This window comes from Leisingera caerulea DSM 24564 (genome assembly GCF_000473325.1).
In the GTDB taxonomy this organism is placed as follows: Bacteria; Pseudomonadota; Alphaproteobacteria; order Rhodobacterales; family Rhodobacteraceae; genus Leisingera; species Leisingera caerulea.
Genome location: NZ_KI421513.1, coordinates 1,951,524 through 1,976,041, shown reverse-complemented (window position 1 = coordinate 1,976,041; position 24,518 = coordinate 1,951,524). Strand labels below are relative to the sequence as shown.

General features: G+C 62.6%; 23 protein-coding genes and 1 tRNA gene. 13 read left to right on the top strand and 11 right to left on the bottom strand.

Features of this window, described 5'->3' with window-relative positions; all coding sequences use genetic code 11:
• Position 1: 1 nt before the first annotated feature.
• From CAER_RS28130 to CAER_RS28930, 3 genes are all read left to right on the top strand, one after another.
• Positions 2–1,615: a DUF262 domain-containing protein gene (locus CAER_RS28130; protein ID WP_036797377.1), complete on the top strand. Its 1,614-nt coding sequence runs from the start codon at positions 2–4 to the stop codon at positions 1,613–1,615.
• A gap of 445 nt (positions 1,616–2,060) precedes the next feature.
• Positions 2,061–2,312 carry a hypothetical protein gene (locus tag CAER_RS0116830; RefSeq protein WP_027236464.1) on the top strand — a complete coding sequence of 84 codons (252 nt, stop codon included), beginning with the start codon at positions 2,061–2,063 and terminating at the stop codon, positions 2,310–2,312.
• A 2-nt stretch (positions 2,313–2,314) separates the two neighbouring features.
• Complete coding sequence (locus CAER_RS28930) at positions 2,315–4,384, top strand: AAA family ATPase (RefSeq protein ID WP_051357799.1); 2,070 nt, start codon at positions 2,315–2,317, stop codon at positions 4,382–4,384.
• Between the two features lie 162 nt (positions 4,385–4,546).
• On the opposite strand, the gene CAER_RS28120 is transcribed toward CAER_RS28930, so the two are convergent.
• The 4 genes from CAER_RS28120 to CAER_RS0116805 form a co-directional block, all read right to left on the bottom strand.
• Positions 4,547–4,993: a terminase small subunit gene (locus CAER_RS28120; protein ID WP_036797375.1), complete on the bottom strand. Its 447-nt coding sequence runs from the start codon at positions 4,991–4,993 to the stop codon at positions 4,547–4,549.
• A 405-nt stretch (positions 4,994–5,398) separates the two neighbouring features.
• A tRNA-Arg gene (locus CAER_RS0116815) sits at positions 5,399–5,475 on the bottom strand.
• A 35-nt stretch (positions 5,476–5,510) separates the two neighbouring features.
• Positions 5,511–6,035 carry a GNAT family N-acetyltransferase gene (locus tag CAER_RS0116810; protein WP_051357798.1) on the bottom strand — a complete coding sequence of 175 codons (525 nt, stop codon included), beginning with the start codon at positions 6,033–6,035 and terminating at the stop codon, positions 5,511–5,513.
• A 197-nt stretch (positions 6,036–6,232) separates the two neighbouring features.
• Positions 6,233–7,246, bottom strand: coding sequence for a PhzF family phenazine biosynthesis protein (locus tag CAER_RS0116805; RefSeq protein WP_027236462.1), 1,014 nt, complete (start codon positions 7,244–7,246; stop codon positions 6,233–6,235).
• Between the two features lie 83 nt (positions 7,247–7,329).
• Here CAER_RS0116805 and CAER_RS28115 point away from each other — a divergent pair, with 83 nt between their 5' ends.
• Positions 7,330–8,268 (top strand): LysR family transcriptional regulator, encoded by a 939-nt coding sequence (locus CAER_RS28115; protein WP_051357797.1) that lies wholly within the window; start codon positions 7,330–7,332, stop codon positions 8,266–8,268.
• 31 nt (positions 8,269–8,299) lie between these two features.
• Here CAER_RS28115 and CAER_RS0116795 read toward each other — a convergent pair whose 3' ends face one another.
• Both CAER_RS0116795 and CAER_RS0116790 read right to left on the bottom strand, forming a co-directional pair.
• Positions 8,300–8,941: an alpha/beta family hydrolase gene (locus CAER_RS0116795; protein WP_027236461.1), complete on the bottom strand. Its 642-nt coding sequence runs from the start codon at positions 8,939–8,941 to the stop codon at positions 8,300–8,302.
• Positions 8,942–9,040: 99 nt separating this feature from the next.
• The gene (locus CAER_RS0116790) at positions 9,041–9,352 is read right to left on the bottom strand and encodes an ETC complex I subunit (RefSeq protein WP_027236460.1); all 312 of its coding nucleotides are present in this window, start codon (positions 9,350–9,352) and stop codon (positions 9,041–9,043) included.
• A 206-nt stretch (positions 9,353–9,558) separates the two neighbouring features.
• Between CAER_RS0116790 and uvrB the strand changes: the two genes are divergently transcribed.
• Complete coding sequence (gene uvrB / locus CAER_RS0116785) at positions 9,559–11,757, top strand: excinuclease ABC subunit UvrB (RefSeq protein WP_027236459.1); 2,199 nt, start codon at positions 9,559–9,561, stop codon at positions 11,755–11,757.
• A 315-nt stretch (positions 11,758–12,072) separates the two neighbouring features.
• Positions 12,073–12,705 (top strand): nicotinate-nucleotide adenylyltransferase, encoded by a 633-nt coding sequence (locus CAER_RS0116780; protein ID WP_084299567.1) that lies wholly within the window; start codon positions 12,073–12,075, stop codon positions 12,703–12,705.
• Here the strand turns inward: CAER_RS0116780 and CAER_RS0116775 are convergent.
• Entirely contained in the window at positions 12,685–13,512 is an 828-nt protein-coding gene (locus CAER_RS0116775; protein WP_027236457.1) for a DMT family transporter, read from the bottom strand. The genes CAER_RS0116780 and CAER_RS0116775 overlap by 21 nt on opposite strands.
• 111 nt (positions 13,513–13,623) lie before the next feature.
• On the opposite strand from CAER_RS0116775, the gene dacB reads away from it, so the two are divergent.
• Positions 13,624–15,108, top strand: a complete 1,485-nt coding sequence (gene dacB, locus CAER_RS0116770) for a D-alanyl-D-alanine carboxypeptidase/D-alanyl-D-alanine endopeptidase (protein ID WP_027236456.1) — start codon at positions 13,624–13,626, stop codon at positions 15,106–15,108.
• Positions 15,109–15,232: 124 nt separating this feature from the next.
• A complete protein-coding gene (locus tag CAER_RS0116765) occupies positions 15,233–15,955 on the top strand; it encodes a GNAT family N-acetyltransferase (RefSeq protein WP_027236455.1) in 723 nt (240 codons plus the stop codon).
• 15 nt (positions 15,956–15,970) lie between these two features.
• Here the strand turns inward: CAER_RS0116765 and CAER_RS0116760 are convergent, their stop codons facing one another.
• A complete protein-coding gene (locus CAER_RS0116760; RefSeq protein ID WP_027236454.1) occupies positions 15,971–16,861 on the bottom strand; it encodes a LysR family transcriptional regulator in 891 nt (296 codons plus the stop codon).
• Between the two features lie 101 nt (positions 16,862–16,962).
• On the opposite strand from CAER_RS0116760, the gene CAER_RS0116755 reads away from it, so the two are divergent.
• Positions 16,963–17,460: a lactoylglutathione lyase family protein gene (locus CAER_RS0116755; protein WP_027236453.1), complete on the top strand. Its 498-nt coding sequence runs from the start codon at positions 16,963–16,965 to the stop codon at positions 17,458–17,460.
• Between the two features lie 65 nt (positions 17,461–17,525).
• Here the strand turns inward: CAER_RS0116755 and CAER_RS0116750 are convergent, their stop codons facing one another.
• Positions 17,526–17,948 carry a tellurite resistance TerB family protein gene (locus CAER_RS0116750; RefSeq protein ID WP_027236452.1) on the bottom strand — a complete coding sequence of 141 codons (423 nt, stop codon included), beginning with the start codon at positions 17,946–17,948 and terminating at the stop codon, positions 17,526–17,528.
• 263 nt (positions 17,949–18,211) lie between these two features.
• Between CAER_RS0116750 and CAER_RS0116745 the strand changes: the two genes are divergently transcribed.
• From CAER_RS0116745 to CAER_RS0116735, 3 genes are all read left to right on the top strand, one after another.
• Positions 18,212–19,855: a lysine--tRNA ligase gene (locus CAER_RS0116745; protein ID WP_027236451.1), complete on the top strand. Its 1,644-nt coding sequence runs from the start codon at positions 18,212–18,214 to the stop codon at positions 19,853–19,855.
• 177 nt (positions 19,856–20,032) lie between these two features.
• A complete protein-coding gene (locus tag CAER_RS0116740) occupies positions 20,033–20,434 on the top strand; it encodes a DUF4864 domain-containing protein (RefSeq protein WP_027236450.1) in 402 nt (133 codons plus the stop codon).
• 97 nt (positions 20,435–20,531) lie between these two features.
• Positions 20,532–22,817, top strand: a complete 2,286-nt coding sequence (locus CAER_RS0116735; RefSeq protein WP_027236449.1) for a glycosyl hydrolase family 28-related protein — start codon at positions 20,532–20,534, stop codon at positions 22,815–22,817.
• Here the strand turns inward: CAER_RS0116735 and CAER_RS0116730 are convergent.
• Both CAER_RS0116730 and CAER_RS0116725 read right to left on the bottom strand, forming a co-directional pair.
• Positions 22,814–23,305 (bottom strand): HugZ family pyridoxamine 5'-phosphate oxidase, encoded by a 492-nt coding sequence (locus CAER_RS0116730; protein ID WP_027236448.1) that lies wholly within the window; start codon positions 23,303–23,305, stop codon positions 22,814–22,816. The genes CAER_RS0116735 and CAER_RS0116730 overlap by 4 nt on opposite strands.
• A 27-nt stretch (positions 23,306–23,332) precedes the next feature.
• The gene (locus tag CAER_RS0116725) at positions 23,333–23,992 is read right to left on the bottom strand and encodes a hypothetical protein (RefSeq protein ID WP_027236447.1); all 660 of its coding nucleotides are present in this window, start codon (positions 23,990–23,992) and stop codon (positions 23,333–23,335) included.
• 152 nt (positions 23,993–24,144) lie between these two features.
• On the opposite strand from CAER_RS0116725, the gene CAER_RS0116720 reads away from it, so the two are divergent.
• Positions 24,145–24,468 (top strand): antibiotic biosynthesis monooxygenase family protein, encoded by a 324-nt coding sequence (locus CAER_RS0116720; RefSeq protein ID WP_027236446.1) that lies wholly within the window; start codon positions 24,145–24,147, stop codon positions 24,466–24,468.
• Positions 24,469–24,518: the final 50 nt, after the last annotated feature.

The following is a 24,518-nucleotide window of genomic DNA, read 5'->3' as shown; positions in this document are numbered from 1 at the left end:
AATGAAAACCCCAAGCTATCATGCAGACCCGCACGTCACCTATCTGAGCCAGCTGCTGGAAGAGATACGTGAAGGTCTGATTCAGGTTCCAAGATTTCAGCGACCGTTTGTCTGGGACTGGGAAGACCGCTTGGAGCTACTTCGTAGTATCCGGGATGGGATACCGATGGGTGCAATATATGTTTGGAGGTCGCCTGAAGCTGCGCTTGACTGCTACAGAAGCATCGGCCCCCACAAAATTGTGCATTCAGGGAGTTCACCCCAGTACCTCCTTGATGGGGTTCAGAGATTAACAACATTGCTGGGAGCACTTTCACCACTCGATGAAATTGATGTGGACGCAGACGAATTCGTTGAAGCGGACGGTGAGCCACCCACTGAGAACTATGCAGTCCACTACGACTTTGAAACTGGTGATTTTGTTCGCGAGCAGGACTTCAGAAAGAACTCCAGCAAACCGACCCTACCCATGAGCCTGCTACTTGACAGCGTGGGTATGCTAAAATTTCAGCGGAACTTGTCAGGTTCTGACGAAGAGATCGACGAGATGATTGGGTCCTGTGACAAGCTTGCTGCAGCTTTCAGAGAATACAAGCTTCCTGTCATCCCGATCGCGACAGATGATGTAGAGCTGGCTACTCGTACGTTTCAACGACTTAACAGTCGGGGTAAGCCAATGAACGAAGCGCATATGATTCATGCGCTTAGCTGGGGTTCAGAGTTCAATCTGAATTCTAGACTTCACGAGGTAAAAGTCGCTCAGCTGTCCGATCCGGATTGGTGGACCTTGGATGACGATGTCCTTCTGAAGGCGTGCAAATTGGCTTTGGGCTTTGGCGTTTACAGCAAGCACGCAGACGACATCGGCGCAGCTTTCAAAGAAAGAACAAATGTTGTTGATGAGGTTGGCTCCGCCTGTGGGAAGGCGGTCGCGTTTATCGTTGAGAAGTGTGGGATTTCACGTCCAGATTTGCTGCCGTACGCGTTTCAATTGATCCTTCTCACTGACGCCTTCCGGAAATATGGAGAATTTAACTCTCAGCAGGAAACGGATCTGGTTTCCTGGGTTTGGGCTACAACATATGGTGAGTATTTCGCCGGAATGTCAGGCGACCGCGTTGAAAAAGCGCGAAAGGACCTAGAGAAAGGTCTCGTTTCCGGCAACTGGCATCTCACACAGTTTGACCCCTTCGAAGTCAGAGCCCTCAATCGCAAATTCGATTTCAGAGCAGTCCGGGCGAAGGCGTTCGCGTTGCGAATGGCCGACAACCCCGACAATCACGCGAAGAACTCAGGCAAGCCGCTACTCAAGGAGTTTGGCCGTGAGTGCCTTGTCCAGCTGCTCCCACGCACTGACAGCCAAAAAATTCTTTATTCGAGCTACGCCAACCGGTTTATTGTCGATCCCCGAGATAGCGCCAAAGTCAAAGCTCAGCTTCTTGAAGGCGATTTCTGCGATGAAATGTTGCACGATTTTCTCTTGGACGAAGATATGCTTCGCGCAGTTAAGCAAAATAACCATTCCGAGTTCATAGAACGACGACTTGCTAAGATCGCCTCAACTGAAAAGGCGTTCTACAAACCACATCTGGAAGCTGTTGGGTTGGACGCATGACCTCCTCGAGGGTATAAGTCCAAACTCGTGACCTGCCCATGGATGGTCTCTCGCTCATAAAGAACGTCTGGATAATCTGAATTAGTCTCGATGTGATCTGACACCGCCCCCTTCTCAGCACGCTGAACTGGGGGCGGCGCATCGAATGCATCCCATAGGAAGTGGAATCCAGCTCGATAGAACTCACCCAATCCCGCACCAGACGGGCGTACTGCCGGGTAGAGACCCAGCGCATTGATATGCCCATGAACGAAGAGGCGAGGTTTACCCTCTCCTGAAGCGGGAGACAGCGAACCGGAAAGACTAAACACGGCGGCAATGTACAATTTGTTTCTTTTGTTTTCAATTAGTTAACGCATGCCTTAAAAAAACCCCTCTAACCGGGACGACAGATTCTGGCGAAACACGTCTGCTAGCGGGTAGTCGAACCTACTGGAGACCAGTCATGACTAGTGACGTCAATCCCAAGCGCGCCGTATGCAAGTGCGGAGAGCTCCTGCCTGAGTACGCTGATCGTGCGACGCTGGCCGAAATCATCAGCAAGCGTCTGTTCCCTGTGACCGCGCGCACCATTCGCTCCTGGCCTCTCATCGTGAAGCACCCGAACAAAAAGGCGGTGCACAACGTCAAGGAAGCTTTGGACTTCGCGGCGGAGAAGCTTGCCAGCACCCCCGGTTTCAAACAACAAGGGTGCTGAGTATGGACGGACAGGCTGTCCCGCGCGAACATCAGCTCAATGGCGCGGCTCTGGACTTCTACTTTGCTTGCAAAAGCCTCATCGACCGGGGGTTTTACGTCTTGCCCTGCCGAAAAGATAAGCGGCCTGCTACGGCGCACGGCTTCAAAGACGCTACCCAAGACCTGCATCAGGTCTACACTTGGGCGCAAGGCATTCCTGACGCCCAGCCTGCTGTAGCCTGTGCAAAGTCAGGCCTTGTTGTCATCGACATCGACAACGCAGAAGCCTTCGACACCTTCCTGGGGGTTCACGGTTTGAAACTCCCTAACACCCTTTGCGCACGGACTGCGGGTGGAGGCAGGCATCTTTACTTCAGGGCTCCTCAGGGTCTGCGGTTCCCCGGGGAACTGTGTAAAGGCGTTGAAATCAAGTACAATGGCTACGTGCTGGCTCCGCCTGCTGAGGCATACTCTAAACGAACAGCTTGCTTTGGCGCCTACAGTTGGGAAGATCTGGAGCAAACCATCGCACCGATGCCGGATTGGCCAAAGCTTTCAAGTGCAGCTCAACCCGCAGAAGCCGCACTCGCACCTCAGGGCGAACGCTCCTGTCCGAACGAGCGTAAGACCACCTCACTGGCTGAACTGGCAGAGCTTCTCTTTCATGTCCCCGCTGACATTGAATACATTGACTGGCTGCGGATGCTGGGTGCGGTCTATACCGCAACAAGCGGGTCGTCTGACGGGCTGGCGCTTGCTGATCAGTGGTCGTCTGGCGGGACAAAATACAAGCCGGGGGAAGTAGACCAGATCTGGAAGACTCTGTCAGTTGACAAGTCGTCGGGCGCTCCCTGCATTGCAGTTCTGGCACAACAGAATGGCGCAAACCTCAGCGCCATCGGGGGGAAGTACCGTACCTCTGAGGCCCTCGGAGAGATTGACGTCAGCGGTCTGTTAAAATCTCAACCGGTGACTGCCTGCACAACGCCTGCCGCTCTTCACAGCCCCTCTGCTGCGGCCACTGAAGCCGAAGAGCGGATCAGGCAACGCGCCCAAGTTCTTCGGTCCAGCACAATTGCTGGGGATCAGGCCAAGGCAATCCTGGACCAGGATTACTTGATCAAGGGCTGGTTGGGTCGCGCCGAATTCTCAATGCTTTACGGCCCTTCGAATGCTGGGAAGACCTTTGTCGCCCTTAACATCGCAAACCATGTTGCAAGGAACCTGGAATGGAATGGTCAGCGTGTTCGGGGAGGACCTGTGGTCTATTTTGCAGCTGAAGGCGGGCGCTCTTTGGGAAACCGCTTGGTAGCACTGCCTGGAGGCGCGAGTGCTAACTTGCACCTCGTCCCGGAGCCAATCGATCTCTATAGCGATGAGCTCGATGTTCACGCCATTGTTCAGCTTGCCAAGGACATCCTGGGCGACGGTGAAAACCCTGCTCTCATTGTTATCGACACGTTGGCTCGCTCGATTGGCGGCGCCGATGAGAACACCGGGACTGATGTAGGGCTCCTTATCAATCGCGTGGACTACATCCGCAGGGCCACTGGAGCCAATGTTATGCTGGTGCACCACACCGGTAAGGACATCGAACGTGGTGCGCGCGGGCACTCATCCCTTAGGGCCGCAGTGGATACAGAAATTTTCTGCGGCAAGAAGGATGGTCAGCGTTACATCGAGGCCACAAAGCAGCGCAATGTGGAGACAGGTGCCCAGTTGCCGTTCCAGTTGGAGCCGCATTTTCTCGGCCTCGATACTGACGGCGACAAAAAGACCACCTGCTATGTGAAATTCTTGGCCCCTAGTGCCTGGACGGCAGCGAAGAAGGGGGCAGGAGGCAACCAGCGTAAGGTTCTGGACCTCTTCCAGCAGTATCTGAACAATTGCATAGCTGACGGAACCGCCAAAGCCCCCGACGAAGCCGCGCCTAGCTCAGTTGACCAGGAAGGCTTTAGGACATTTGCCGTCCCTAAAATGGGCAAAGGGGATGACAAAAAGAATAGGCGGGCCTTTGACGATGCACTGAGAGCTTTGACTGGGGACGGAGCACTTGTTCCGGATGGAGCGTCTCTTGCCCTTCAATACTGATACGAAAGTCACGTTTCGTAGTCTTTCGTTTTCGTTCGCCACTGCAGGGCAGCGGGTACGAACGGAACGGTTCCCTTTAGGGGACCGTTTCGTTCGTTCTGGTGCAGTCCAAAAAACTCCTGACCCCGTGGCTGATTGATAGCCTTGGAGACGCAAATGGCGTCACGCTTGCTCAGCCATTCGTCGCAAGGACTCATCATCCAGCCGAATATATGGGCTGCCGGAGGCCAAAGTTTCCAGCTCCTCTAACGAATACTCTTCCAGCGCGCGCACTCCCGCGTTTACAACAGGCTCGGGGCGTTTTGGCGGCACCCATCCTAGCCGGTCTAGGACATCGCGAGCCGCTTGAAACCGCAACTGGAGACTGGCGTCTTCGCTCAATAGGATCTGTTCCACAACCCTTACTGCCTGAGGGCCGAGTGCCTTCAGCCGGTCATTCATTGCGTCTCTCACCATCTCGGTAACCTGGGGGTCACGCAGCCACCTATAGCCCATGCTGTGCGCCGAGGACTGCGGCACACCTGCGTAGAGCGCCGACTGAGTTGCATTGCCTGAGTCAGCATATGCTTCCGCAAACTTTGCCCGCTTCTCCCAATCTGCCTTTGCCACCAGAGTCCTCCTAGGAAGTTAATTCAGACTAAACCTAGCCCGAAGCCTCAGGCGGGATCGTCCAGTTGGACAGTTTCCAGAAACTTGCTCCGAGCGTTTGGCAGGTCAGGGAGGTAGTGGATAAGGCAGGAGTCCCGTCGGCGGGCCGGGTACCCCGCCCCCTCCTGATGCAAATTGTAAGTGAATGCCGCAGGTAACTCACAAAAGTTGGCTCACCTGTTGGACGGGAGAGGTCAGGTCCTCATGTATGGTTACAAATCCCGCTTGCCTGGTCCAAGAAACCTAACTGCGAAGCCTAAACGCGTTTTGAAGACTCATCCATCCGGAAATATTCCGGAAAAATACAGCCCGGAAGACATCCACTGAACGCACAGACCCTCAACGCTCTGAATTTGAAGGAGAAAATGGCGATCCCTGAAGGACTCGAACCCTCAACCTGCTGATTAGAAGTCAGCTGCTCTATCCAGTTGAGCTAAGGGACCGCGTGGCGCCAGTTATGACAGGCTCATGCCGGGGGTCAAGCCGCGGCGCGCAGGTCCAGGTGCATAAAGACCGACCAAGGATCCTCGCCGTAGTCCGCAAACGGTCCGCACTGCACAAATCCAAAGGATTCATACAACCGGCGCGACGGCAGGTAATCGTCCGTGGAGCCGGTTTCCAGATAGATGCCGGTGGCGTTTTCGCGGCGGGCCAGGGTCAGCAGGTAATCCAGCATCGCCCGCCCTGCCCCGCTGCCGCGGGCTTCTGCCAGCGTGTGCATGGATTTCAGCTCCCGCGCGCCGCCGCCCAGGGATTTCAGCGCCCCCATAGCAATGGCCTTGCCATCCTTGCGCGCCAGAAAGAACTGCACCCCGGGCCCTTCCAGCCCGCTGCTGTCCAGCGCATGGCAGCTTTCTTCTGGCGACTGCGCCGCCATTGCCGACAGATGCCGCCGGATGATCGCGGCGGCCTCCGGCTCTGCCGGGCTGGCCCGGCTGATCTCGATACCGGTCACCGGAACGCAGGCGCCTTCCGGGCTGCTTTGGTGCTGTGACTCAGCCATTTGGCCTCAACATCTTGACTTGGATCATCGCAAGCAGCCGGCGCAGCGCGCCAGCCTGGCACGAACCCTAACCGCTGTTTACTATCAGGGAAAGAAAATTCCCCAGCCCCATCCGCCGGGGAACCGGACCGCTGCGGGAGGCTGCAACGATCCGGAAAACCTGCGCATGAAACCCGGAAAGGCATCCGCCGCCGGCCTCAGGCCCGGTCCTGCAGGCTGATCTCCATTTCCTTCATCACCGCGCCGGACCCGCCCGCCATCAGGCCGGTAATCCGCCCGGCCTCCAGCTCCAGCTCAACGGTGATTTCACTGGGGGACGCGGGCACCATGAAGTGGCCCTGCTCGATCATCAGCTTGGGCTTGCGCACACCAAGGTGGTCATAGAGCGCGCAGGCCAGCGGCCCGGCGGCCATGCCGGTGGCCGACTCCTCAGCAATGCCATAGCGCGGCGCAAACATGCGTGTTGCAGCATCGGCAGCGGTTGCTGCGGGGTCTGTTGTGAACACGTAGAACCCGATCAGATCCAGCGCCTCGCTGATCGCCTCGATCTGCGGCTGCCGGGGCCGGATGGCCGCCAGGACGGAAGCGTCCTTGACCGCCACCAGCACAAAACTGTTGCCGGTATTTGCAAGCACCGGCGCAAAGCGCGGGTCCAGGCTGTCCTCGTCCAGGCCAAGCGCAGCGAGAACATCCTGCAGCTGAACAGCGCGATCCGCCCAATCGGCGGCCGTCTCGTAGCGCGGCGCCAGCTGCTCCATATAGGCTGCACCGTCCCGGATGATGATTTTCCGCGGCCCATCCACGGTTTCCTTGGAGGTTTCCCCCTCTTCCACCCGGCCAAGTTCGGCCAGATAGCTGAAGGTTGCGATGGTCGCGTGGCCGCAATGGGCGATGCGCCGGGCCGGGGTAAAGAAGTCCAGCTTGAACCCTTCGGTCCGGGAGCGGGAGACAAAGGCGGTCTCCGACAGCCCCACCTTCTGCGCAATCTCAAGCATTTGCGCATCGCTGAGGCCTTCGGCGTCCAGAACAACCCCGGCTGGATTGCCGCCGGTTGCCTGCACTTGCCCGCCGCCGTCGCGGCTGATCCGCCTCAGGTCCGCATCGCTCATGCCGTCGCGGCCGGCCTCAAGCAGCTCCGGCTCGCCGGTGTCGCGCCGTGTGACAAACCCGTTCACAATACGGGCGGTGACAGATGTAGTGGTCCGGGTCATGCTGCGAACTCCTTTTCATGAACTGATGCCAGCATGATCGAACTCTTGCTTCTGTAATACTGATATAACTATGATCAGCATTCATGAATGATCCTGACAGCCTCCTCCCCAGACTGCTGCAAAGCGCCCCCCTGCTGGAGGCGATTGCGGAAGAACAGAACTTCACCCGCGCCGCCCAGCGGCTGGGGGTAGAGCAATCTGCGGTCAGTCACCGGATCAAGGCGCTGGAGGGGGGCCTTGGGATGCCGCTGTTCGACCGCACCACCCGCCGGATCACCCCGACGGAGGCCGGGCGCATCGTCTGCGGCGCGGCGCAGCAAAGCGGCGGGATCTGGCAAGCCGCGCTGTTGCGGCTGCAGGACCTCAAAACCAGCCGCAGCCTGCGGCTGTCGGTGTCATCGTCGGTAGCCATGAAGTGGATCGTGCCCGCCCTGCAGCGCGCGCAGGACAGCGGCCTGGATCTGCTGGTCGACGTGGATGACCGCCTGGCCGACCTGCATGCGGGCGAAGCCAAGGCCGCAATCCGCTATGGCATGGGACCTTACCCGGGCCTGCATTCCGAGCCGCTGCTGCAGGCCGTGCTGCTGCCGGTCTGCCGGCCGGGGTATCTGGGCCCGCAATCCTTGCAGGACTATTGCCAGCAGCCCGGAGCGCGCCTGTTGGTCGACCGTTTCGGTGAAAGCGACGGCACCGGGTTCAGCTGGCAGGCCTATTTTGCCGGCCGCGGCTGGGACATCGGGTTCGAGCGGTCGAACAACGCCTTTGCCCGCGCCGACTTGGCCCTTCAGGCCGCCATCAGCGGCATGGGAATTGCCCTCGGCCGCAGCCTGCTGGTGGAACACGATCTGGAGGCCGGGTTTCTGGAGGCGGCCGGTGCGCCGGTCAAATCCCGCGCCCGCTACTGGCTGGTCACCACACCAGCCAACGCGGCCACCGAGGGGTATCAGGCCTTGCGCGGCTGGCTGCAGACCGAGGTTTCAGAGATGCGCAAACAGCAGGCCGCCTTGTTCAAGCTGCCGTGAAACCGCGCGCCCGCAGGCCGCTGCCAGGCGCTCACACCGCCGCCTTGACCCAGTGGGCAATTTCCTCAGCCGCAGTCTCCAGGTGCTGGTCCTGTGTCAGGCCGGTCACTCGCTTACGCGGCTTCAGGTCGTGGTCGCCGTCATTCAGCCAGCAAAACGCGACCGCATCGGACAGGTCATAAGACGCGGCCTCTGCCTGGGTGCCGAACGGGTCGCGGGTGCCCTGGCAGATCAGCGCCGGGGTTCTCAGCCCGGCCAGATGCGCGGTCCTCAGCTTTTCAGGTTTGCCTTGCGGGTGGAACGGGTAGCCAAGGCAAACCATGCCGCGGACCCGGTTCTGCGCCCAAAGATCATCTGCAATCAGGCTGGCAACCCGGCCGCCCATGGATTTGCCGCCGATGAACAGCGGGCCGCTGCACGCGAGCGCGTCTGCAGCACTGCGGAATTCCTCCTGCAGCAGCTCAACCTTCGGCGGCGGCCGTTTCGGCCCGCCGCTGCGCCGTTCTGCCATATAAGCAAACTCAAAGCGGGCAACCCGCAGCCCGCGAGCGGCAAGCCCCTCTGCGATAACGGTCATAAACGGCGTGTCCATCGCCGCCCCTGCGCCGTGGGCAAGAAGAATGGTGGCACGGCCCGGCACATCGCCGTTCAGCAAAAATCCGGGTTCATACATCGCGCTCTCCCCCTGCCCCGAAGAGACAAGGACCTCAGTCCCGGGAACCAGCGCAGCCCGGCCAACACAAACGCAACTGCTTGAGGTGCAGCGCTGGCCTCAGTGGGTCCAGGGGCCGCGGCGGTTGGTGGCGAAATTGTCGCCATAGCCGCCCGGGCGGATGTTGGGTTTGCGCTCCTTGGGCTCAACCACCAGCGCCTCGATACCATGGTCCTTGGCATACTCCAGCGCCGCTTCCTTGCTGTCAAAGCGCAAGCGCACCTGGCTCTGGGTGTCGCTGGAGGAGGTCCAGCCCATCAGCGGATCCACCTCGCGGGCGCTGGCAGGCGCGAATTCCAGAACCCATCTCCGCGTCTTCGCCATGCCCGAGGTCATGGCATTGCGTGCCGGCCGGTAAATCCGCGCTTGCATGGGCTGTCTCCTGGTGTCTCAACCTGTGAATCTCGAAGCTGCGCATTTATGCGCCGGATAGGCTGCTGCAGCAAGGTGGCAAATGCGCCGTATTTCAACGGTTTTGCCCCGCCGCCACAGGCTTTTGGCCGCAACAGGCCCCAATGCCCCCTTGAACAAGAACAAAAACAGACCAAAATCAGCGCGGTCCCCAACGGAGTCGCCCGATGCCCTATGCCCATTCCGACAAGTCCATGCCGATGATGACCCAGCGGGCGCCGCAGCAGCGGCCCAAGCTGGAGGGCGGCAGGCGCTTTGTCATGAACACCACCTTCGATCCGGCAGGCGACCAGCCCACCGCGATCAAGGAATTGTCCGAGGGCGTGCTGGAGGGCGAACGCAACCAAGTGCTCTTGGGCGCCACCGGCACCGGCAAGACCTTCACCATGGCCAAGGTGATTGAGGAAACCCAGCGCCCGGCGATCATCCTTGCCCCCAACAAGACGCTGGCGGCTCAGCTCTTCGGCGAATTCAAGGGCTTCTTCCCGGAGAACTCGGTCGAATACTTCGTCTCCTTCTACGACTACTACCAGCCGGAGGCCTATGTGCCGCGCTCCGACACCTATATCGAGAAGGAAAGCCAGATTAACGAGCAGATCGACCGGATGCGCCACTCCGCCACCCGCGCCCTGCTCGAACGCGACGACGTGATCATCATCGCATCTGTGTCCTGCATCTACGGCATTGGCTCGGTCGAAACCTACTCCGCCATGACACAGGACCTGAAGGCGGGCGAGATGTACGACCAGCGCCAGATCATGGCCGATCTGGTCGCCCAGCAGTACAAGCGCAACGACCAGGCGTTCCAGCGCGGCTCCTTCCGGGTCCGCGGCGACACGCTGGAAATTTTCCCCGCCCACCTGGAGGACCGCGCCTGGAAGCTCTCCTTCTTTGGCGAGGAGCTGGAGGCGATCACCGAATTCGATCCGCTGACCGGCGAGAAAACCGGCACCTTCGACCAGATCCGCATCTACGCGAACTCCCACTACGTGACGCCGAAGCCGACCCTGAACCAAGCCATCATCTCCATCAAGCAGGAGCTGAAACAGCGCCTCGAACAGCTGGTCGGCGACGGCAAACTGCTGGAGGCGCAGCGGCTGGAGCAGCGCACCAACTTCGACCTTGAAATGCTGGAGGCGACCGGCCACTGCAACGGCATCGAAAACTACTCCCGCTACCTGACGGGCCGCGCGCCGGGCGAGCCGCCCCCCACCCTGTTTGAATTCATCCCCGACAACGCCATCGTGTTCGCGGACGAATCCCACGTCTCCGTCCCGCAGATCGGCGGCATGTACCGCGGCGACCACCGGCGCAAGTTCACCCTGGCCGAACACGGCTTCCGCCTGCCGTCGTGCATGGACAACCGCCCGCTGAAGTTCGAGGAATGGGACGCCATGCGCCCGCAATCCGTCTTTGTCTCCGCCACCCCGGCCGCGTGGGAGCTGGAACAGGCGGGCGGCGTCTTCACCGAACAGGTGATCCGCCCCACCGGCCTCTTGGACCCGGAGGTCGAAATCCGCCCCGTCGGCATGCAGGTCGATGACCTCCTTGACGAAATCCGCAAGGTCACCGCCAACGGCTTCCGCACCCTGGTCACCACCCTCACCAAACGCATGGCCGAGGACCTGACCGAATACCTGCACGAACAGGGCATCAAGGTCCGCTACATGCACTCCGACATCGACACGCTGGAGCGGATCGAGATCCTGCGCGACCTGCGCCTCGGCGCCTTTGACGTGCTGATTGGCATTAACCTCCTGCGCGAGGGGCTGGATATTCCCGAATGCGGCCTGGTTGCCATTCTGGACGCCGACAAGGAGGGTTTTCTGCGCTCCGAGACCTCGCTGATCCAGACCATCGGCCGCGCCGCCCGCAACGCCGACGGCCGCGTCATCATGTACGCCGACAGGATCACCGGCTCGATGGAGCGCGCCCTGGGCGAAACCAACCGCCGCCGCGAAAAGCAGATCGCCTATAACGAGGAACACGGCATCACGCCTGAGACGGTCAAGAAAAACGTCGAGGACGTTCTGGCCGGCCTCTACGAGGGCGACGTGGACATGAACCGCGTGACTGCCACGGTCGGCAAGCCGATGCACGGCGCCAACCTGGAGGCGCATCTGAACGGCCTGCGCGACGACATGCGCAAGGCGGCAGAGAACCTGGAGTTCGAGGAAGCCGCCCGCCTGCGCGACGAAATCAAGCGGCTGGAGGCGGTGGACCTCGCCATTTCCAACGACCCGCTGGCGCGGCAATCGGCGGTGGAGGCGGCCTCCGAGGCCGCCGTCAAATCGCGGGGGCGGTCAACGGCGGGCAAGGCCGGGACACGGGCGTACCGGGGGAAATCGCAGAAGAAATTTTCGTAGGGCGGGTAAGCGGACGGCCATTCCACGGCTGCTGAAATAACCGGTGGGCGGAATCGCCCAATCCACCGGCTAGGCAGACAGCCTGCGTGCCACAGGATTGGCGCAGCAGTGGGAAACATGACTCTGGCATCCCCGCTGCCGCCTCACGCACCCAGGCGGCACTCACCCCGGCCCGCCGCTCGCGCGCACCCGTCCCGCCCCAGCTCCACCACTACCTTGGGGCCACGAACTCCAGCTGCCCTGGCTGGTTCCAGCCTTACCGCCACCCGCCGCAGGCCCCTGCGCACATCCGGCAATTGAACTCCCCGGAAATTTATGCGCATCAAGCTCCTCATGGTTTGCAAGCTGCCGCATATCCGCCCGGGCCACAGTGTCGGGCTGCTGGGGGGATCCTTTGATCCGCCGCACCGCGGCCATGCGGCGATTTCCCATGCCGCGCTCAAGCGTTTCGGGCTTGACCACCTGTTCTGGCTGGTGTCGCCCGGCAACCCGCTGAAGGCGCGCCAGCCGGCGCCGCTGGAGCGGCGGATCGCAGCGGCAGAGGACCTGATCCGGCACCCGCGCATCCACATCACCGGCATCGAGGCCGCGCTGGGCACCCGCTACACCGCCCAGACCCTGCGCCACCTGCGCCGCCGCCATCCCGGCGTGCGCTTTGTCTGGCTGATGGGGGCCGACAATCTGACCCATTTCCACCGCTGGAAAGACTGGCAGCAGATCCTGGACACGGTGCCCGTGGGGGTTCTGGCGCGGCCCGGGGACCGGATTTCGTCCCGGTTTTCGCCCGCGGCCCGGATTTACCGCCACGCAATGCTGAAAGGCAGCGAAAGCCAGCTGCTGGCGCGGGCGGACAGCCCGGCCTGGTGTTTCGTCAACCTGCCGATGGTGGATGTCAGCTCTACCGCCTTGCGCGCCCGCGGCGAATGGTCAGCGGCGCAGCAGGGCTGAGGCCAGACCGGCGCTGAGCACCACCGCCAGCCCGGCCCAGGTCCAGGCATCCGGCAGCTGGCTGAACACCGCCCAGCCCAGCCCCACAGCCGCCACCAGCTGGAAGTAGACCATCGGCGCCAGCTTGACCGCCTGCACCCGGCCGTAGGCAAACAGCAGCAGAAGGTTGCCCATCATCGAAAACGCCGCACTCCCCACCGTCAGCGCCGCGGTGACGGGCGAGAATTCCGGCAGGCTGGCAAGGCCCAAGGGCAGCATCAGCAACGCCGACAGCAGCAGCTGCGTCAGGCTCAGCTCCAGCGGCGAGCCCACCCCCGCCAGCCAGCGCGAACTGGTCAGGAACCCGCCATAGAAACAGCCCGCCAGCACCGCCCACAGCAGGTTGACCGAGCCGCCGAACCCCGGCCGCACCACCATCAGAACGCCCAGAAATCCCAGCGCCATCAATAGGCTGCGCAGCACCGTCGCCTGCTCCCGCAGCAGCAGCACCGACAGAACATAGCTGACCACCGGCCCGATGAAGAAGGCGGCAAAGACATTGGCCAGCGGCTCTGTCACCAGCGCCATCTGGATCGAAAAGATGCCCCCGGTCAGCAGCCCGGCCCGCATCCACAGCCGCCAGTCGCCCAGCAGCGTGAACGCCCGGCGCGGCACGAACGGCAGGATCAGCGCGGCACCGATCGAAAACCGCGACCAGGCCACAAATGCCGGCGTCGCCAGCCCGCTGCCGGTCAGCAGCTTCCCGCACAGATCACCCGCCGGGATCATTGACATGGCCGCAAACATGAGGATGACTGCCTGAAACATGGCTGCCAGCGGTAGCAGGACTTTTGATGGGGCAAAACCCCGGACCTTGCGGCGCAGCGGCGGGGAACGGGGATTGAAGAAGAGCGGGTCCGCACCTTAAAAATGAACAAGATGACTTCACGCCGGACGTTCCTTCTTTCCGGGCTTGCCGCAGTGGCGGGCTCCTCTGCGCTGGCCAACGCGCCTGCGGTGTCCCTGCGCCCTGTTTCGCGCAAGGTCAGCTCGCTGGCGGCCGGGGCCGACGGGCTGAAGGCGCTGCTGTCGCGGGCCAAACTGCCGGGCCATGCGGTCTGCGCGGTGGCGGATGTGAAAACCGGTAAGCTGCTGGAAGCCTCGGGCAGCGGCGAAGCGCTGCCGCCGGCCAGCGTCGCCAAGGCGCTGACAGCGCTTTATGCGCTGGACGTGCTGGGGGCGGATCACCGTTTCGAAACCCGCATCCTCGCCACCGGCGGCGTGGCGGGCGGCGTGGTGGGCGGCGATCTGATCCTGGCCGGCGGCGGCGACCCGATGCTGAACACCGACCACCTGGCGCTGATGGCCAAAGCGTTGAAAAACGCCGGTGTGCGCGAGGTGCGGGGCAGGTTCCTGGTTTGGGACGGCGCGCTGCCGCACGTGCGCACCATCGACCCGGAGCAGCCCGACCACGTGGGCTATTCCCCTGCGGTCTCCGGCATTGCGCTGAACTTCAACCGGGTGCATTTCGAGTGGAAGCGCGCCGCCAGCGGCTGGACCATCACCATGGACGCCCGGACTGAGAAATACCGGCCGGAGGTCGCCACCTCGCAGATGACGATCGCCTCCCGCAAGGGGCCGGTCTACACCTATGCGGAGAAGGCCGGAACAGATCAGTGGACCGTGGCCGGCAAGGCCCTGGGCAAGGGCGGCGCGCGCTGGCTGCCGGTGCGCAATCCGGGGGCTTATGCGGGCGACGTGTTCCGCACCCTGGCGCGGGCCCACGGCATCGCCCTGCCCCGGGCGAAAGCCGCCAGATCGCTGCCCCGGGCGCAGCTGCTGGCCCAGCATCACAGCCCGCCGATGGACGTGATGCTGAAGGCGATGCTGAAATACTCCAACAACCTGATGGCCGAGATGATCGGCATGGCCGCCAGCACCGCGCGCAGCGGGCGGCCTGCCTCGCTCAAGGCCTCCGCCGCGGAGATGAACCGCTGGGCGGGAGAAAAATACGGCATGTCCGGCACCCGGCTGGTGGACCATTCCGGCCTGGGGGAGGACTCGCGGATGACCCCGGCAGACCTCACCGGCGCGCTGGTGGCGGCCTACCGCTCCGGCCGGCTGAAACCGCTGCTGAAACCATTCCGGCTGCGCGACGCCAAGGGTCGCGTGGTCAAGGGCCACCCGATCAAGGTCGCCGCCAAGACCGGCACGCTCAACTTTGTCTCCGGCCTCGGCGGCTTCATGACCGCGGCCGACGGGACCGAACTCGCCTTCACCATCTTCACCGCGGATCTGAAGACGCGCGCCCGCATTCCGCGCGCCCAGCGCGAACGGCCCAAGGGCGCCCGCGGCTGGAACCGGCGCGCCAAGCAGCTGCAGCAGCAGCTGATTGAGCGCTGGGGCGCCGTTTACGGCAGCTGACAGCCGGGACTGGTCTGGAAAAATTATCCGTTACTGGACGTTTTGCCCAAACCAGCGGCATGGCAAATCCAGGCAAAGCGGCGGTGCGCGGGCACGGCGGCAGAGCTTTGCAAAGGATGCCCTTATGACGGACCACATCAACGACCTCGGCCAGCCCATCGGCGCGCCGCTGCCGCACTGGACCGGTGCCCGCCATCCCGGCCACATTGGCATGGAGGGGCGCTATTGCCGGGTTGAGCCGCTGGAGGCGGACCGCCACACCGCGGACCTGTTTGCGGCGTTCCGGCAGGACCGCACGGATGCGATCTGGACCTATGTGCCCTATGGCCCCTTCGCCACCCACGAGGAACTGCACACCTGGGCCGCGAAAGCCAGTGGCGTCGAGGCGCAGCCCTGTTTTGCCATCGTGAACGGCGCCAGCGGCAAGGCAGAGGGCATCGCCAGCTACATGCGCATTCAACCCGAACATGGCGTGATCGAGGTGGGCGGCATCACCCTTGCCCCGGCGCTGCAGCGGACACGGGCGGCGACCGAGGCGATGTATTTGATGATGGCGCGGGTGTTCGATGAGCTGGGTGACCGCCGCTATGAGTGGAAATGCGACGCCCTGAACGCCCCCTCCTGCCGCGCGGCGGAACGGCTTGGCTTCACCTATGAGGGGCTGTTCCGGCAGGCCATCGTCTACAAGGGCCGCAACCGCGATACCGCCTGGTATTCCGTGCTGGACAGCGAGTGGCCGCAGCTGGAGGCGGCTTTCAAGGCCTGGCTCGACCCCGGCAATTTCGATGCAGAAGGGCAGCAGAAGCGGAGCTTGGCCCGGCTCAGGTCAGAGCACGCCGGGGCATGAGCGGCGCAGGTCCCTCTATGCCAGCTCCGCCGCCACCTCTTTTGCCAGGCGCTTTATGCGCTGCAGCCGGGCGCTCAGCGGGCGCCCCTTGCGGAAGGTGAGCCACAGCCCGTGGCGCCGCGGTTTGGGCAGCGGGATCACCGCCAGCAGATCCCGCTGCGCATAGGCCTCAACCCCGCTGCGCGGCAGCAGCGTATAGCCGATGCCGCGCGCAACCGGGTCCAGGATCTGGCCGATCTGGTTGACATAGGTCCGCACGCGCAGCCGGTCCGCGCCCCGATAGGCATCCGGGAAATTCTGCGACAGCAGCTCATCCGCATGGGCAAAGCCATCGGGATGGGCGACAAACCCGCGTGCCTCCAGAGCCTCGAAAGTCACCTCTGCACCCGCATCAAGGCTTGGCAGCACAAGGCACAGTTCTTCCTCTCCCAGATGCTCCGCCTCCAGCCGGGGGTGGCCGGGGTCGTGGTCCAGAATGCCCAGATCGAACGCTCCGTCCAGAAGGCCGCGTTTGATCGCGGCTTGCGGCGCCGCTTCCAGATGCGCCGCAAGGTCCGGCGCCGCCTCCAGCAGTTCCAGAATGCGGGGGTACAGCAGCGTTGCAAAGCTGCCGGAACAGGCGATCCGCACCTCTCCAGCATCGGGGCTGTCGGTGGCGATGGCCTCTCTCAGACGGTGCTCCTCATCTCGGCGCGCCTGTCCCAGCGCCCGCACCGCCTCCCCCGCGGGGGTCAGCGAGAAGCTTTTGCCGTCCTGCGCGATCAGCGCCTGCCCCAGCTGCGCCTCCAGCTTGCGCAAGTGCTGCGAGACGCCCGGCTGGGTCATGTTCAGCCGCTGCGCGGCGCGGGTGAAATGGCCGGTCTCAGCCAGCGTCGTGAAGGTTTCAAGCCAGATGGCGTTCAGCATAAATCATACCGCGGCATTATCATTTCCATGCAAAATGATAATTTCACAGAAAGCAGTGCAGTGTCTACCTTTCTGCCATCCCAAGCATGAGGAGACCAAAGATGACCACCACACCCAGAACTTTCTCCCACATCGGCCTGTCGGTGCCGGACCTTGACGCGGCCGTGAAGTTCTATTCGGACGTCATGGGGTTTTACGTTCTGATGCAGCCCAGCGAAGTGACCGAAGACGACAGCGCCATCGGGCAGATGTGCACCGACGTGTTCGGCCCCGGCTGGACCCGCCTGCGCATCGCGCATCTGTCCACTGCGGACGGCATCGGCATCGAACTGTTCGAATTTGACGGCAACGAGGCGCCGCAGGACAACTTCCAGTACCGCAAGCACGGGACCTTTCACTTCGCCGTGCAGGACCCGGACGTCGAGGGGCTGCTGGAAAAGATCGTCGCGGCCGGCGGCAAGCAGCGGATGCCGGTGCGGGAATACTTCCCCGGCGAGAAACCCTACCGCATGGTCTATGTGGAAGACCCTTTCGGGATCATCTTCGAGCTCTACAGCCACAGCTATGAGCTCACCTACTCCGCCGGCGCCTACAGCTGACGGCAGGCGTTGCCCCGGGCCCCTGCCCCGGGCAATGCCGCTCTGTTTGAAACCTCAGACGGCGGTCAGACCATGTGCCGCGCACGGGCGCCGCGTTCGATCGCGGCGGCGTGCAGCCGGTCGATGTTCAGTTCATACCGGACCTCGGCCAGGAACTCGAGCTCAGTCTCGCCCAGGATGCCATCGGCGGCGGCCACATCGCAGGCCAGCGCATAGCCGGTCTCATACAGCCGCTCCGGCAGGTCATCGCGGATCAGGCCGAACAGCGCCTCCAGCCCGTCCTCCTGCTCGAACAGGTCGAACACGGTGCGCGATACCCGGCTCACCCGGTCGATGTCATAGTCGGCAAAGACCGGCAGCATGTTCACCGCCGACTGGATCTTGACCAGCTCCGCGGTGCGGATGTTTTCGTCCGAGGCCGAGACCGCCACCATCAGGGCCACCAGGCAGTCCTGCGGGGTCATCGGATGCGGGGTTTGCTCACTCATGGACGAAATCCTTATTTGCGCGGTATTGACCCCGGCAGGATAGGTATCCCCGCGGGGAGGTTCAACAACAGGCTGTGCCCGGGAGCCGTTTTTTGCGCGGCGCAACGCCGCAAATCCCGGCTCCTGCAGGGCTGGCATTATTGACTCATGCTGCATCGGCACAATAGAGGGAATGGCCGGATGCCAAGGGGTTTCCGGAGCGTATCCGGGCTGATCACGCGGCACCCCGGAAACTGACGCAACCGCCGCCGATGGAGAACATAATGTCTGATGTGCGCGAAGAAGCTCTGAAGAGCAAAGCCTGGCCGTTTGAAGAAGCCCGCCGGGTTCTCAAACGTTATGCCAAGGGCGCGCCGGACAAGGGCTATGTCCTCTTTGAAACCGGCTATGGTCCCTCCGGCCTGCCGCACATCGGCACCTTCGGCGAGGTTGCCCGCACCACCATGATCAAGAAGGCGTTCGAGACCATCTCGGACATCCCCGCCAAGCTGATCTGCTTCTCCGACGACCTGGACGGGATGCGCAAGGTGCCCGGCAACGTCCCCAACCAGGAGGCGCTGGCAGAGCACCTGCAAAAGCCGCTGACCTCGGTGCCGGACCCGTTCGGCACGCATGAAAGCTTCGGCCACCACAACAACGCCATGCTGCGCCGGTTTCTGGACACCTTCGGGTTCGAGTATGAATTCTACTCTGCCACCGAATTCTACCGCTCCGGCCACTTCGACGAGATCCTCAAGCGCGCGGTCGACAAGTACGACGACATCATGGCGATCATGCTGAAGTCCCTGCGTGAGGAACGCCGCCAGACCTATTCGATCTTCCTGCCGATCCACCCGGAAACCGGCCGCGTTCTGTACGTGCCGATGAAGAAGGTCTGCGCCGAGACCTACACCGTCACCTTCGACGACGAGGACGGCAAGGAATGGACCCTGCCCGTGACCGGCGGCAACGTGAAGCTGCAGTGGAAGCCGGACTTCGGCGCCCGCTGGGCCGCGCTGGAAGTCGATTTTGAGATGTACGGCAAGGACCACTCCACCAACACGCCGATCTATGACGGCATCTGCCGGGTGCTGGGCCAGCGCGCGCCGGAGCATTTCACCTATGAGCTGTTCCTGGACGCCAACGGCCAGAAGATCTCCAAATCCTCCGGCAACGGCATCTCGATCGACGAATGGCTGACCTACGCCTCGACTGAGAGCCTGGCGTATTTCATGTACCAGAAGCCCAAGACCGCCAAGCGGATGCATTTCGACGTGATCCCCAAGGCGGTGGACGAATACCACCAGCAGCTGCGTGCCTACCGCACCCAGGACCTGAAGGCACAGCTGAACAATCCGGTCTGGCACATCCACGGCGGCGACGTTCCGCAGTCGGATATGGTGGTGCCGTTCTCGATGCTGTTGAACCTCGCCTCCGCCTCCAGCGCCGAGGACAAGGAGACCATGTGGGGCTTCATCAACAAATACGCCCCCAACGCCACCCCCGACACCCATCCGGGCATGGATCAGGCCGCGGGCTTTGCGGTGCGGTACTTCAACGACTTCGTGAAGCCGGCCAAGACCTTCCGCCTGCCCACCGATCAGGAGCGCGCGGCGCTGCAGGATCTGGCGGATGCGCTGAAATCGCCGGAGGCCGCGCTGGCAGCCATCGCCAAGAAGAACGAGATCGCAGGCAATACCGACCCGCTGCCCGAGGCGGATTTTGCGGATGAGGAGTTCCTGCAGTCGGTGGTCTTTGCCATCGGCAAGATCCACGGGTTCGAGCCGCTGCGCGCCTGGTTCTCGGCAATCTACGAGGTGCTACTGGGCGCCTCCCAAGGCCCCCGTTTCGGCGGTTTCATCGCGCTCTACGGCGTCGAGGACACCATCGCGCTGATCGAAAAGGCGCTGGCGGGCGAGCTGGCCTGAGCCCGCATCTAACGCAATCAGCAAGGGGCGCGGTTTTCCGCGCCCTTTGTCGTTTTCAACCATGCCGCGCACAGCGCCGGCGGCGATACTCCGCGCAAGAAAATTATCAATTCGCAAAAAACATTTTGACGCTACGTCATTCTGTCCTAAGCTTAAGAAACGGACCGGGAGGGACAGATGCGCAGTGTTCTGTTTGCGGGGGTAAGTGTTTTTCTTCTGACCTTCCCGGCCTTTGCGCAAAGAGAGCCGGTCACAGCCGTGATCGGCTCTCAGTTTGATGCCTTCCTGAACAACGACACTGAGACGGCGTTCACTTACGCCTCCCCGAACATCCGGCGGATTTTCGGCACGCCGGACCGCTTCGGCCAGATGGTGCGCCAGGGCTACCCGATGGTCTGGCGCCCGGCGGAGGTGCGCTATCTGGACCTGCGCGAGGTGGCGGGCAACCTGTGGCAGCGGGTCATGATCACCGATCAGAACGGCACCGTGCACCTCTTGGATTACCAAATGGTTAAACTGGAAAGCGGCTGGAAGATCAACGCAGTACAGATCCTGAAAGGGCAGGCTGACAGCGTCTGAACGCAGGGCAGCGTACGCTCCGCTCGGCGGACTTTAACGCCGCTCCTGTACTTCCTTTTCCCCGAACGCGAGATGCGCAGCAGGAAAGGGAACTTCCATGAACAAGGCAATCACCGACGGTCTGCAGCTGATGCCCCCGGCCTTTGCAGAGGGTCTCAATGTCTGGTCCAGCGGCAACGGCACCCCCGGCTCAGACACCTATGACGGCGCCGCCAATGCGGTCTTTGTGGCGGCGGATGCAGACTTCGGCGGCTGCCTGGAGATGCAGAAGACCGGGAACACTCAAAAGTTGCGATTCATGGGCCAGACGCCGCTGGAGCCGGGCTGCTATCTGCAGATCAAGGTGCGCATCAAGGCCATCAGCGGCGCGCTGCCCGCGGTCCGCGTGGCGGGCTGGGCGGCGGCGGCAGGCGGCAGCCACATCAGCGGCGTCACCGAATTTTCGCCGCAGGTGACGCTCAGCACCTATGGCGAGGTGGTGGAAGTGACCGGCATTGTCGGCAGCGGCAGCCGCGGCGGGGTGGACATGCCCTGGGGCCGCACAGCGGCCTACGGCCATTTCGGTCTCGACCTCACCGGCGCCAACGGCGGCGTCGTGCGGATTGACGATATCGAAATCACCGACATAACCAGCGCCTTCCTGCGCAACATGCTGAGCGTGGTGGACGTGACCGATTACGGCGCGGTGGGCGATGGCAGCACCGACTGCACCGCCGCGTTTGAGGCTGCCGATGCCGCCGCCGCCGGACGCCGCATTCTGGTGCCCGCGGGGGATTTCCACCTCGCCAGCACCGTGTCGCTGAGCCACGAAGCGGTGTTCGAGGGCACTGTGTCGATGCCCGCCAGCCAGATGCTGCTGCTGACAAAGAACTTCGATTTCCCCTCTTACGCGGCGGCTTTCGGCGACGAGGAGCTGGGCTTCAAGAAGGCGTTTCAGGCCCTGCTCAACAACGTGGACCATGAATCGCTCGACCTGATGGGCCGTAAGATCACCGTGACCGCGCCGCTGGACATGCAGGCGGCGGTGCCGAACAAGACCTCCTATGCCACCCGCCGGATCATCCGCAACGGCCAGCTGGAGGCTGCCAATAGCGCCGCCTGGGACACCGATGTGGTCACCTCGCAGGCGACCTACAGCCCCTCGCGGTCCACCAGGCTGACCAATGTCGCCAACATTGCCAACATCAAGGTCGGCTCCCTGGTGGAGGGTGCCGGGGTCGGCCGCGAGATCTATGTGAAGTCCAAGAACAACGGCGCCGGCGAGCTGACGCTGACCGCACCGCTGTTTGATGCGGCAGGCACCCAGAACTTCACCTTCCGGGATTTCAAGTATTTGGTGGATTTCAGCGGGTTCAGCGCGCTCAGCAAATTCGGCATGGAAGGCATCGAGTTCCAGTGCAATTCCCGCTGCAGCGCCCTGCGGCTGGCGCCCTCAGGCTCCGTGTTCTCGCTGGACGGCTGCTTTTTCTCGCGGCCCAAGGACCGCGGCATCACCTCGACCGGGACCGGCTGCCAGGGGCTTCTGGTCGACAATTGCCAGTTCCTGTCAGCCGAGGATCCGCTGGACGTGGAAGACCGCGTCAGCATCGGCCTGAACGTGAACGCCAATGACGCCAAGCTGCGCAGCAACCGCGCCACCAAGTTCCGCCATTTCGCGCTGCTGGCAGGCGCCAACAACACGGTGACCGGCAATCATTTCTTTCAGGGCGACGACGTGGCGAACGGGGTCCGCTCTGCCGGGCTGGTGCTGGCGGCCAACAACTGCACCACCACCGTGTCGGACAATTACATCGACAACTGCTTTATCGAATGGACCAACGAGCGGGATCCGACCCCGGATTTCACCACCGGCTTCTCCTTCAGCGCGCTGTCGGTGACCGCCAATGTGTTCCTGTCCGGCGACGTGGCGCCCTGGTTCAGCTATATTGTGATCAAACCCTACGGCAGCGGCCATTACCTGAACGGGCTGTCGGTGACCGGCAATAAGTTCCGTTCCCTCAATGGCAGCATCGACCGGGCGGAACGGGTCGACACCAGTTTTTCGGACCTGGATTTCTCCCGGTGCAATGATGTGGTGTTCGAAGGCAACATGTACCACAACGTCTCGACCCACTCCGCCAACCCCTTGCGGATCCGGCACAATCAATCCTCCGCGTCGTCGTCCTGGGCAATCAGGGCCAACGGGCAGCTGCCGTTTCAGGGCTACGCGCGCTTTGTCGACAGCGTGGTGCCGCAGGGGCCGGTGCGGACCGGCGGCAACAGCAACCGCTACAGCATGCCCTATTGCGATACCCAGCAGGGCGCCAACAACGACGAAATCCGCCTGCGCTGGCAGGAGGCGCTCAAGGGCGAGGTTCAGGTGCTGCTGAGGATGGACGCCTAGGTCCGGCCCCGCGGATGCAGGTCGGCGGCGTCAAGATGGAAGGCTTTGCCGAAACCGCCATTCAGATGCGCCGCCGTCACCCGGAACCGGGCAAAGGTGAAGTCGGCGAATTGCAGGTACAGCTTGGCCTTGGGCTGGCGGCGCAGGTAATGCGCGGCCAGAGGGTCGTGCTCCGAGCTTTGGCGGCTGACAAACTCCGCCCGGCAGATCAGGCTGAGCCGGGGATGGGTGAGCGGATCGCCCTTGCCCCCCGGCTCCCCCACCAGCAGCGAGCAGGCAGGATTCCGGTGCAGCGCCCGGGTGTGCTGGGCCAGGTCGGAAATCAGGCTGACCGGGCCGCCCTGCGGGTCCAGGGCAAAGGCAACCCGGGTGACCAGCGGTATGCCCTCCTCCAGCAGCACGCCAAGCGCGGCAAAGCGGGCCTCAGCCATCAGGCTGTGCGCCAGCTGGCGGGCGTCGTCATCGGTGGGGCGGATCGGCGCGGGCATGGGCACCTCCGGAAATTGGCGCAGGGTTCAGAACTTCTGCCACAGGCCCAGTTTCAGGCCAAGGCTGCGCTGGCCCGCCTGGCGGTATTCCAAGCCGACAATCAGCTCCCGCTTTTGCTTCAGCGGGTAGCGCAGCGAAGAGGTCAGCGCATAGATAAGCTGCCCGCCCTCCGGCTTGGACAGCTCGGCCTGCAGCATAGGCGCGGGCTTGCCGGAGCGGTTCAGCCCGATGGTGGCGTCCAGCTTCCAGATCGCGTCCAGACCGCTGTTGCGCAGCTCATAAGCGGCATCAATGGCCAGCCAGCCGGACCCGCGGCCGGTCTCGATACCGCGGCCATAAGACAGGGTGGTTTTCTGCATCAGCTGCCACAGGCCCCGGAAATGATTACCGCCCGCCGCGGTCTCCACCGCCAGCCGGGCGCGCTCCCCCGTGTGCAAGGGCAGCCGGGCAAAGAGCAGCGCGTGGCCGGACACATCCGCGTTCCGGTTCAGATCGACACCCAGGGTGAGCTTGGACGTGACCCCGTAGGTGCCGTAATACCCCAGCTCAAGCGCGGCGGTGCGGCCGGTGTGCCGCCAGGCGGCGCTGGCCGATGCAAAGCCCTGGCCCGGCGGTTCCAGCCACGCCCCGCCAGCCGCCGGCTGGGCCAGCGCCAAGGCAAGAGCAGCAGCATAGGCAGGTTTCATCCCGGGGCCTCAGTTTGGCGTGTGCAAACGGTTCCGCCTTATGGTTAAGGTTGTATTAACCATCCCGGAAAACCTTATGGATGTGCGCGAAAAAAACCCGTGCGCTTTCGGCGCGAACAGGCGTAGGCTGGGGGCAGTCAACGGAGGAGCCAATGCCGAAAATAGCAAAAACCGCTGATATCCAAACCGTTATCACCACCTTCGAGATGACGCCCGGGACCTGTCAGGACCTGCTGGAGGCGCTTGAGGATGCCTATCGCGAGTTCATCTCCAAGCAGCCCGGCTTCATTTCGGCCGGTCTGCACGTGAATGACGCGCAGACCCGGATCGCCAATTATTCGCAATGGCGCCGCCGCGAGGATTTCATGGCGATGCTGCGCAGCGCGGAAATGCGCGAGCGCAACCGCAAGATCAATGAGCTGTGCCGCAGCTTTGAGCCGGTGATGTACGACGTGGCGGAGGTCTTTGGCTCATGACCCCCTGCCCGGCTCGCAGCCTGCCTTGACCCGGGTCAAGGCAGAAAGCC

Bases quoted from the DNA above. Each gene is read 5' to 3' on its own strand.
- CAER_RS28130 (WP_036797377.1), top strand. From the start codon at position 2: ATGAAAACCCCAAGCTATCATGCAGACCCGCACGTCACCTATCTGAGC.
- CAER_RS0116830 (WP_027236464.1), top strand. From the start codon at position 2,061: ATGACTAGTGACGTCAATCCCAAGCGCGCCGTATGCAAGTGCGGAGAG.
- CAER_RS28930 (WP_051357799.1), top strand. From the start codon at position 2,315: ATGGACGGACAGGCTGTCCCGCGCGAACATCAGCTCAATGGCGCGGCT.
- CAER_RS0116810 (WP_051357798.1), bottom strand. From the start codon at position 6,035: ATGGCTGAGTCACAGCACCAAAGCAGCCCGGAAGGCGCCTGCGTTCCG.
- CAER_RS0116805 (WP_027236462.1), bottom strand. From the start codon at position 7,246: ATGACCCGGACCACTACATCTGTCACCGCCCGTATTGTGAACGGGTTT.
- CAER_RS28115 (WP_051357797.1), top strand. From the start codon at position 7,330: ATGAATGATCCTGACAGCCTCCTCCCCAGACTGCTGCAAAGCGCCCCC.
- CAER_RS0116795 (WP_027236461.1), bottom strand. From the start codon at position 8,941: ATGTATGAACCCGGATTTTTGCTGAACGGCGATGTGCCGGGCCGTGCC.
- CAER_RS0116790 (WP_027236460.1), bottom strand. From the start codon at position 9,352: ATGCAAGCGCGGATTTACCGGCCGGCACGCAATGCCATGACCTCGGGC.
- uvrB (WP_027236459.1), top strand. From the start codon at position 9,559: ATGCCCTATGCCCATTCCGACAAGTCCATGCCGATGATGACCCAGCGG.
- CAER_RS0116780 (WP_084299567.1), top strand. From the start codon at position 12,073: ATGCGCATCAAGCTCCTCATGGTTTGCAAGCTGCCGCATATCCGCCCG.
- CAER_RS0116775 (WP_027236457.1), bottom strand. From the start codon at position 13,512: ATGTTTCAGGCAGTCATCCTCATGTTTGCGGCCATGTCAATGATCCCG.
- dacB (WP_027236456.1), top strand. From the start codon at position 13,624: ATGACTTCACGCCGGACGTTCCTTCTTTCCGGGCTTGCCGCAGTGGCG.
- CAER_RS0116765 (WP_027236455.1), top strand. From the start codon at position 15,233: ATGACGGACCACATCAACGACCTCGGCCAGCCCATCGGCGCGCCGCTG.
- CAER_RS0116760 (WP_027236454.1), bottom strand. From the start codon at position 16,861: ATGCTGAACGCCATCTGGCTTGAAACCTTCACGACGCTGGCTGAGACC.
- CAER_RS0116755 (WP_027236453.1), top strand. From the start codon at position 16,963: ATGACCACCACACCCAGAACTTTCTCCCACATCGGCCTGTCGGTGCCG.
- CAER_RS0116750 (WP_027236452.1), bottom strand. From the start codon at position 17,948: ATGAGTGAGCAAACCCCGCATCCGATGACCCCGCAGGACTGCCTGGTG.
- CAER_RS0116745 (WP_027236451.1), top strand. From the start codon at position 18,212: ATGTCTGATGTGCGCGAAGAAGCTCTGAAGAGCAAAGCCTGGCCGTTT.
- CAER_RS0116740 (WP_027236450.1), top strand. From the start codon at position 20,033: ATGCGCAGTGTTCTGTTTGCGGGGGTAAGTGTTTTTCTTCTGACCTTC.
- CAER_RS0116735 (WP_027236449.1), top strand. From the start codon at position 20,532: ATGAACAAGGCAATCACCGACGGTCTGCAGCTGATGCCCCCGGCCTTT.
- CAER_RS0116730 (WP_027236448.1), bottom strand. From the start codon at position 23,305: ATGCCCGCGCCGATCCGCCCCACCGATGACGACGCCCGCCAGCTGGCG.
- CAER_RS0116725 (WP_027236447.1), bottom strand. From the start codon at position 23,992: ATGAAACCTGCCTATGCTGCTGCTCTTGCCTTGGCGCTGGCCCAGCCG.
- CAER_RS0116720 (WP_027236446.1), top strand. From the start codon at position 24,145: ATGCCGAAAATAGCAAAAACCGCTGATATCCAAACCGTTATCACCACC.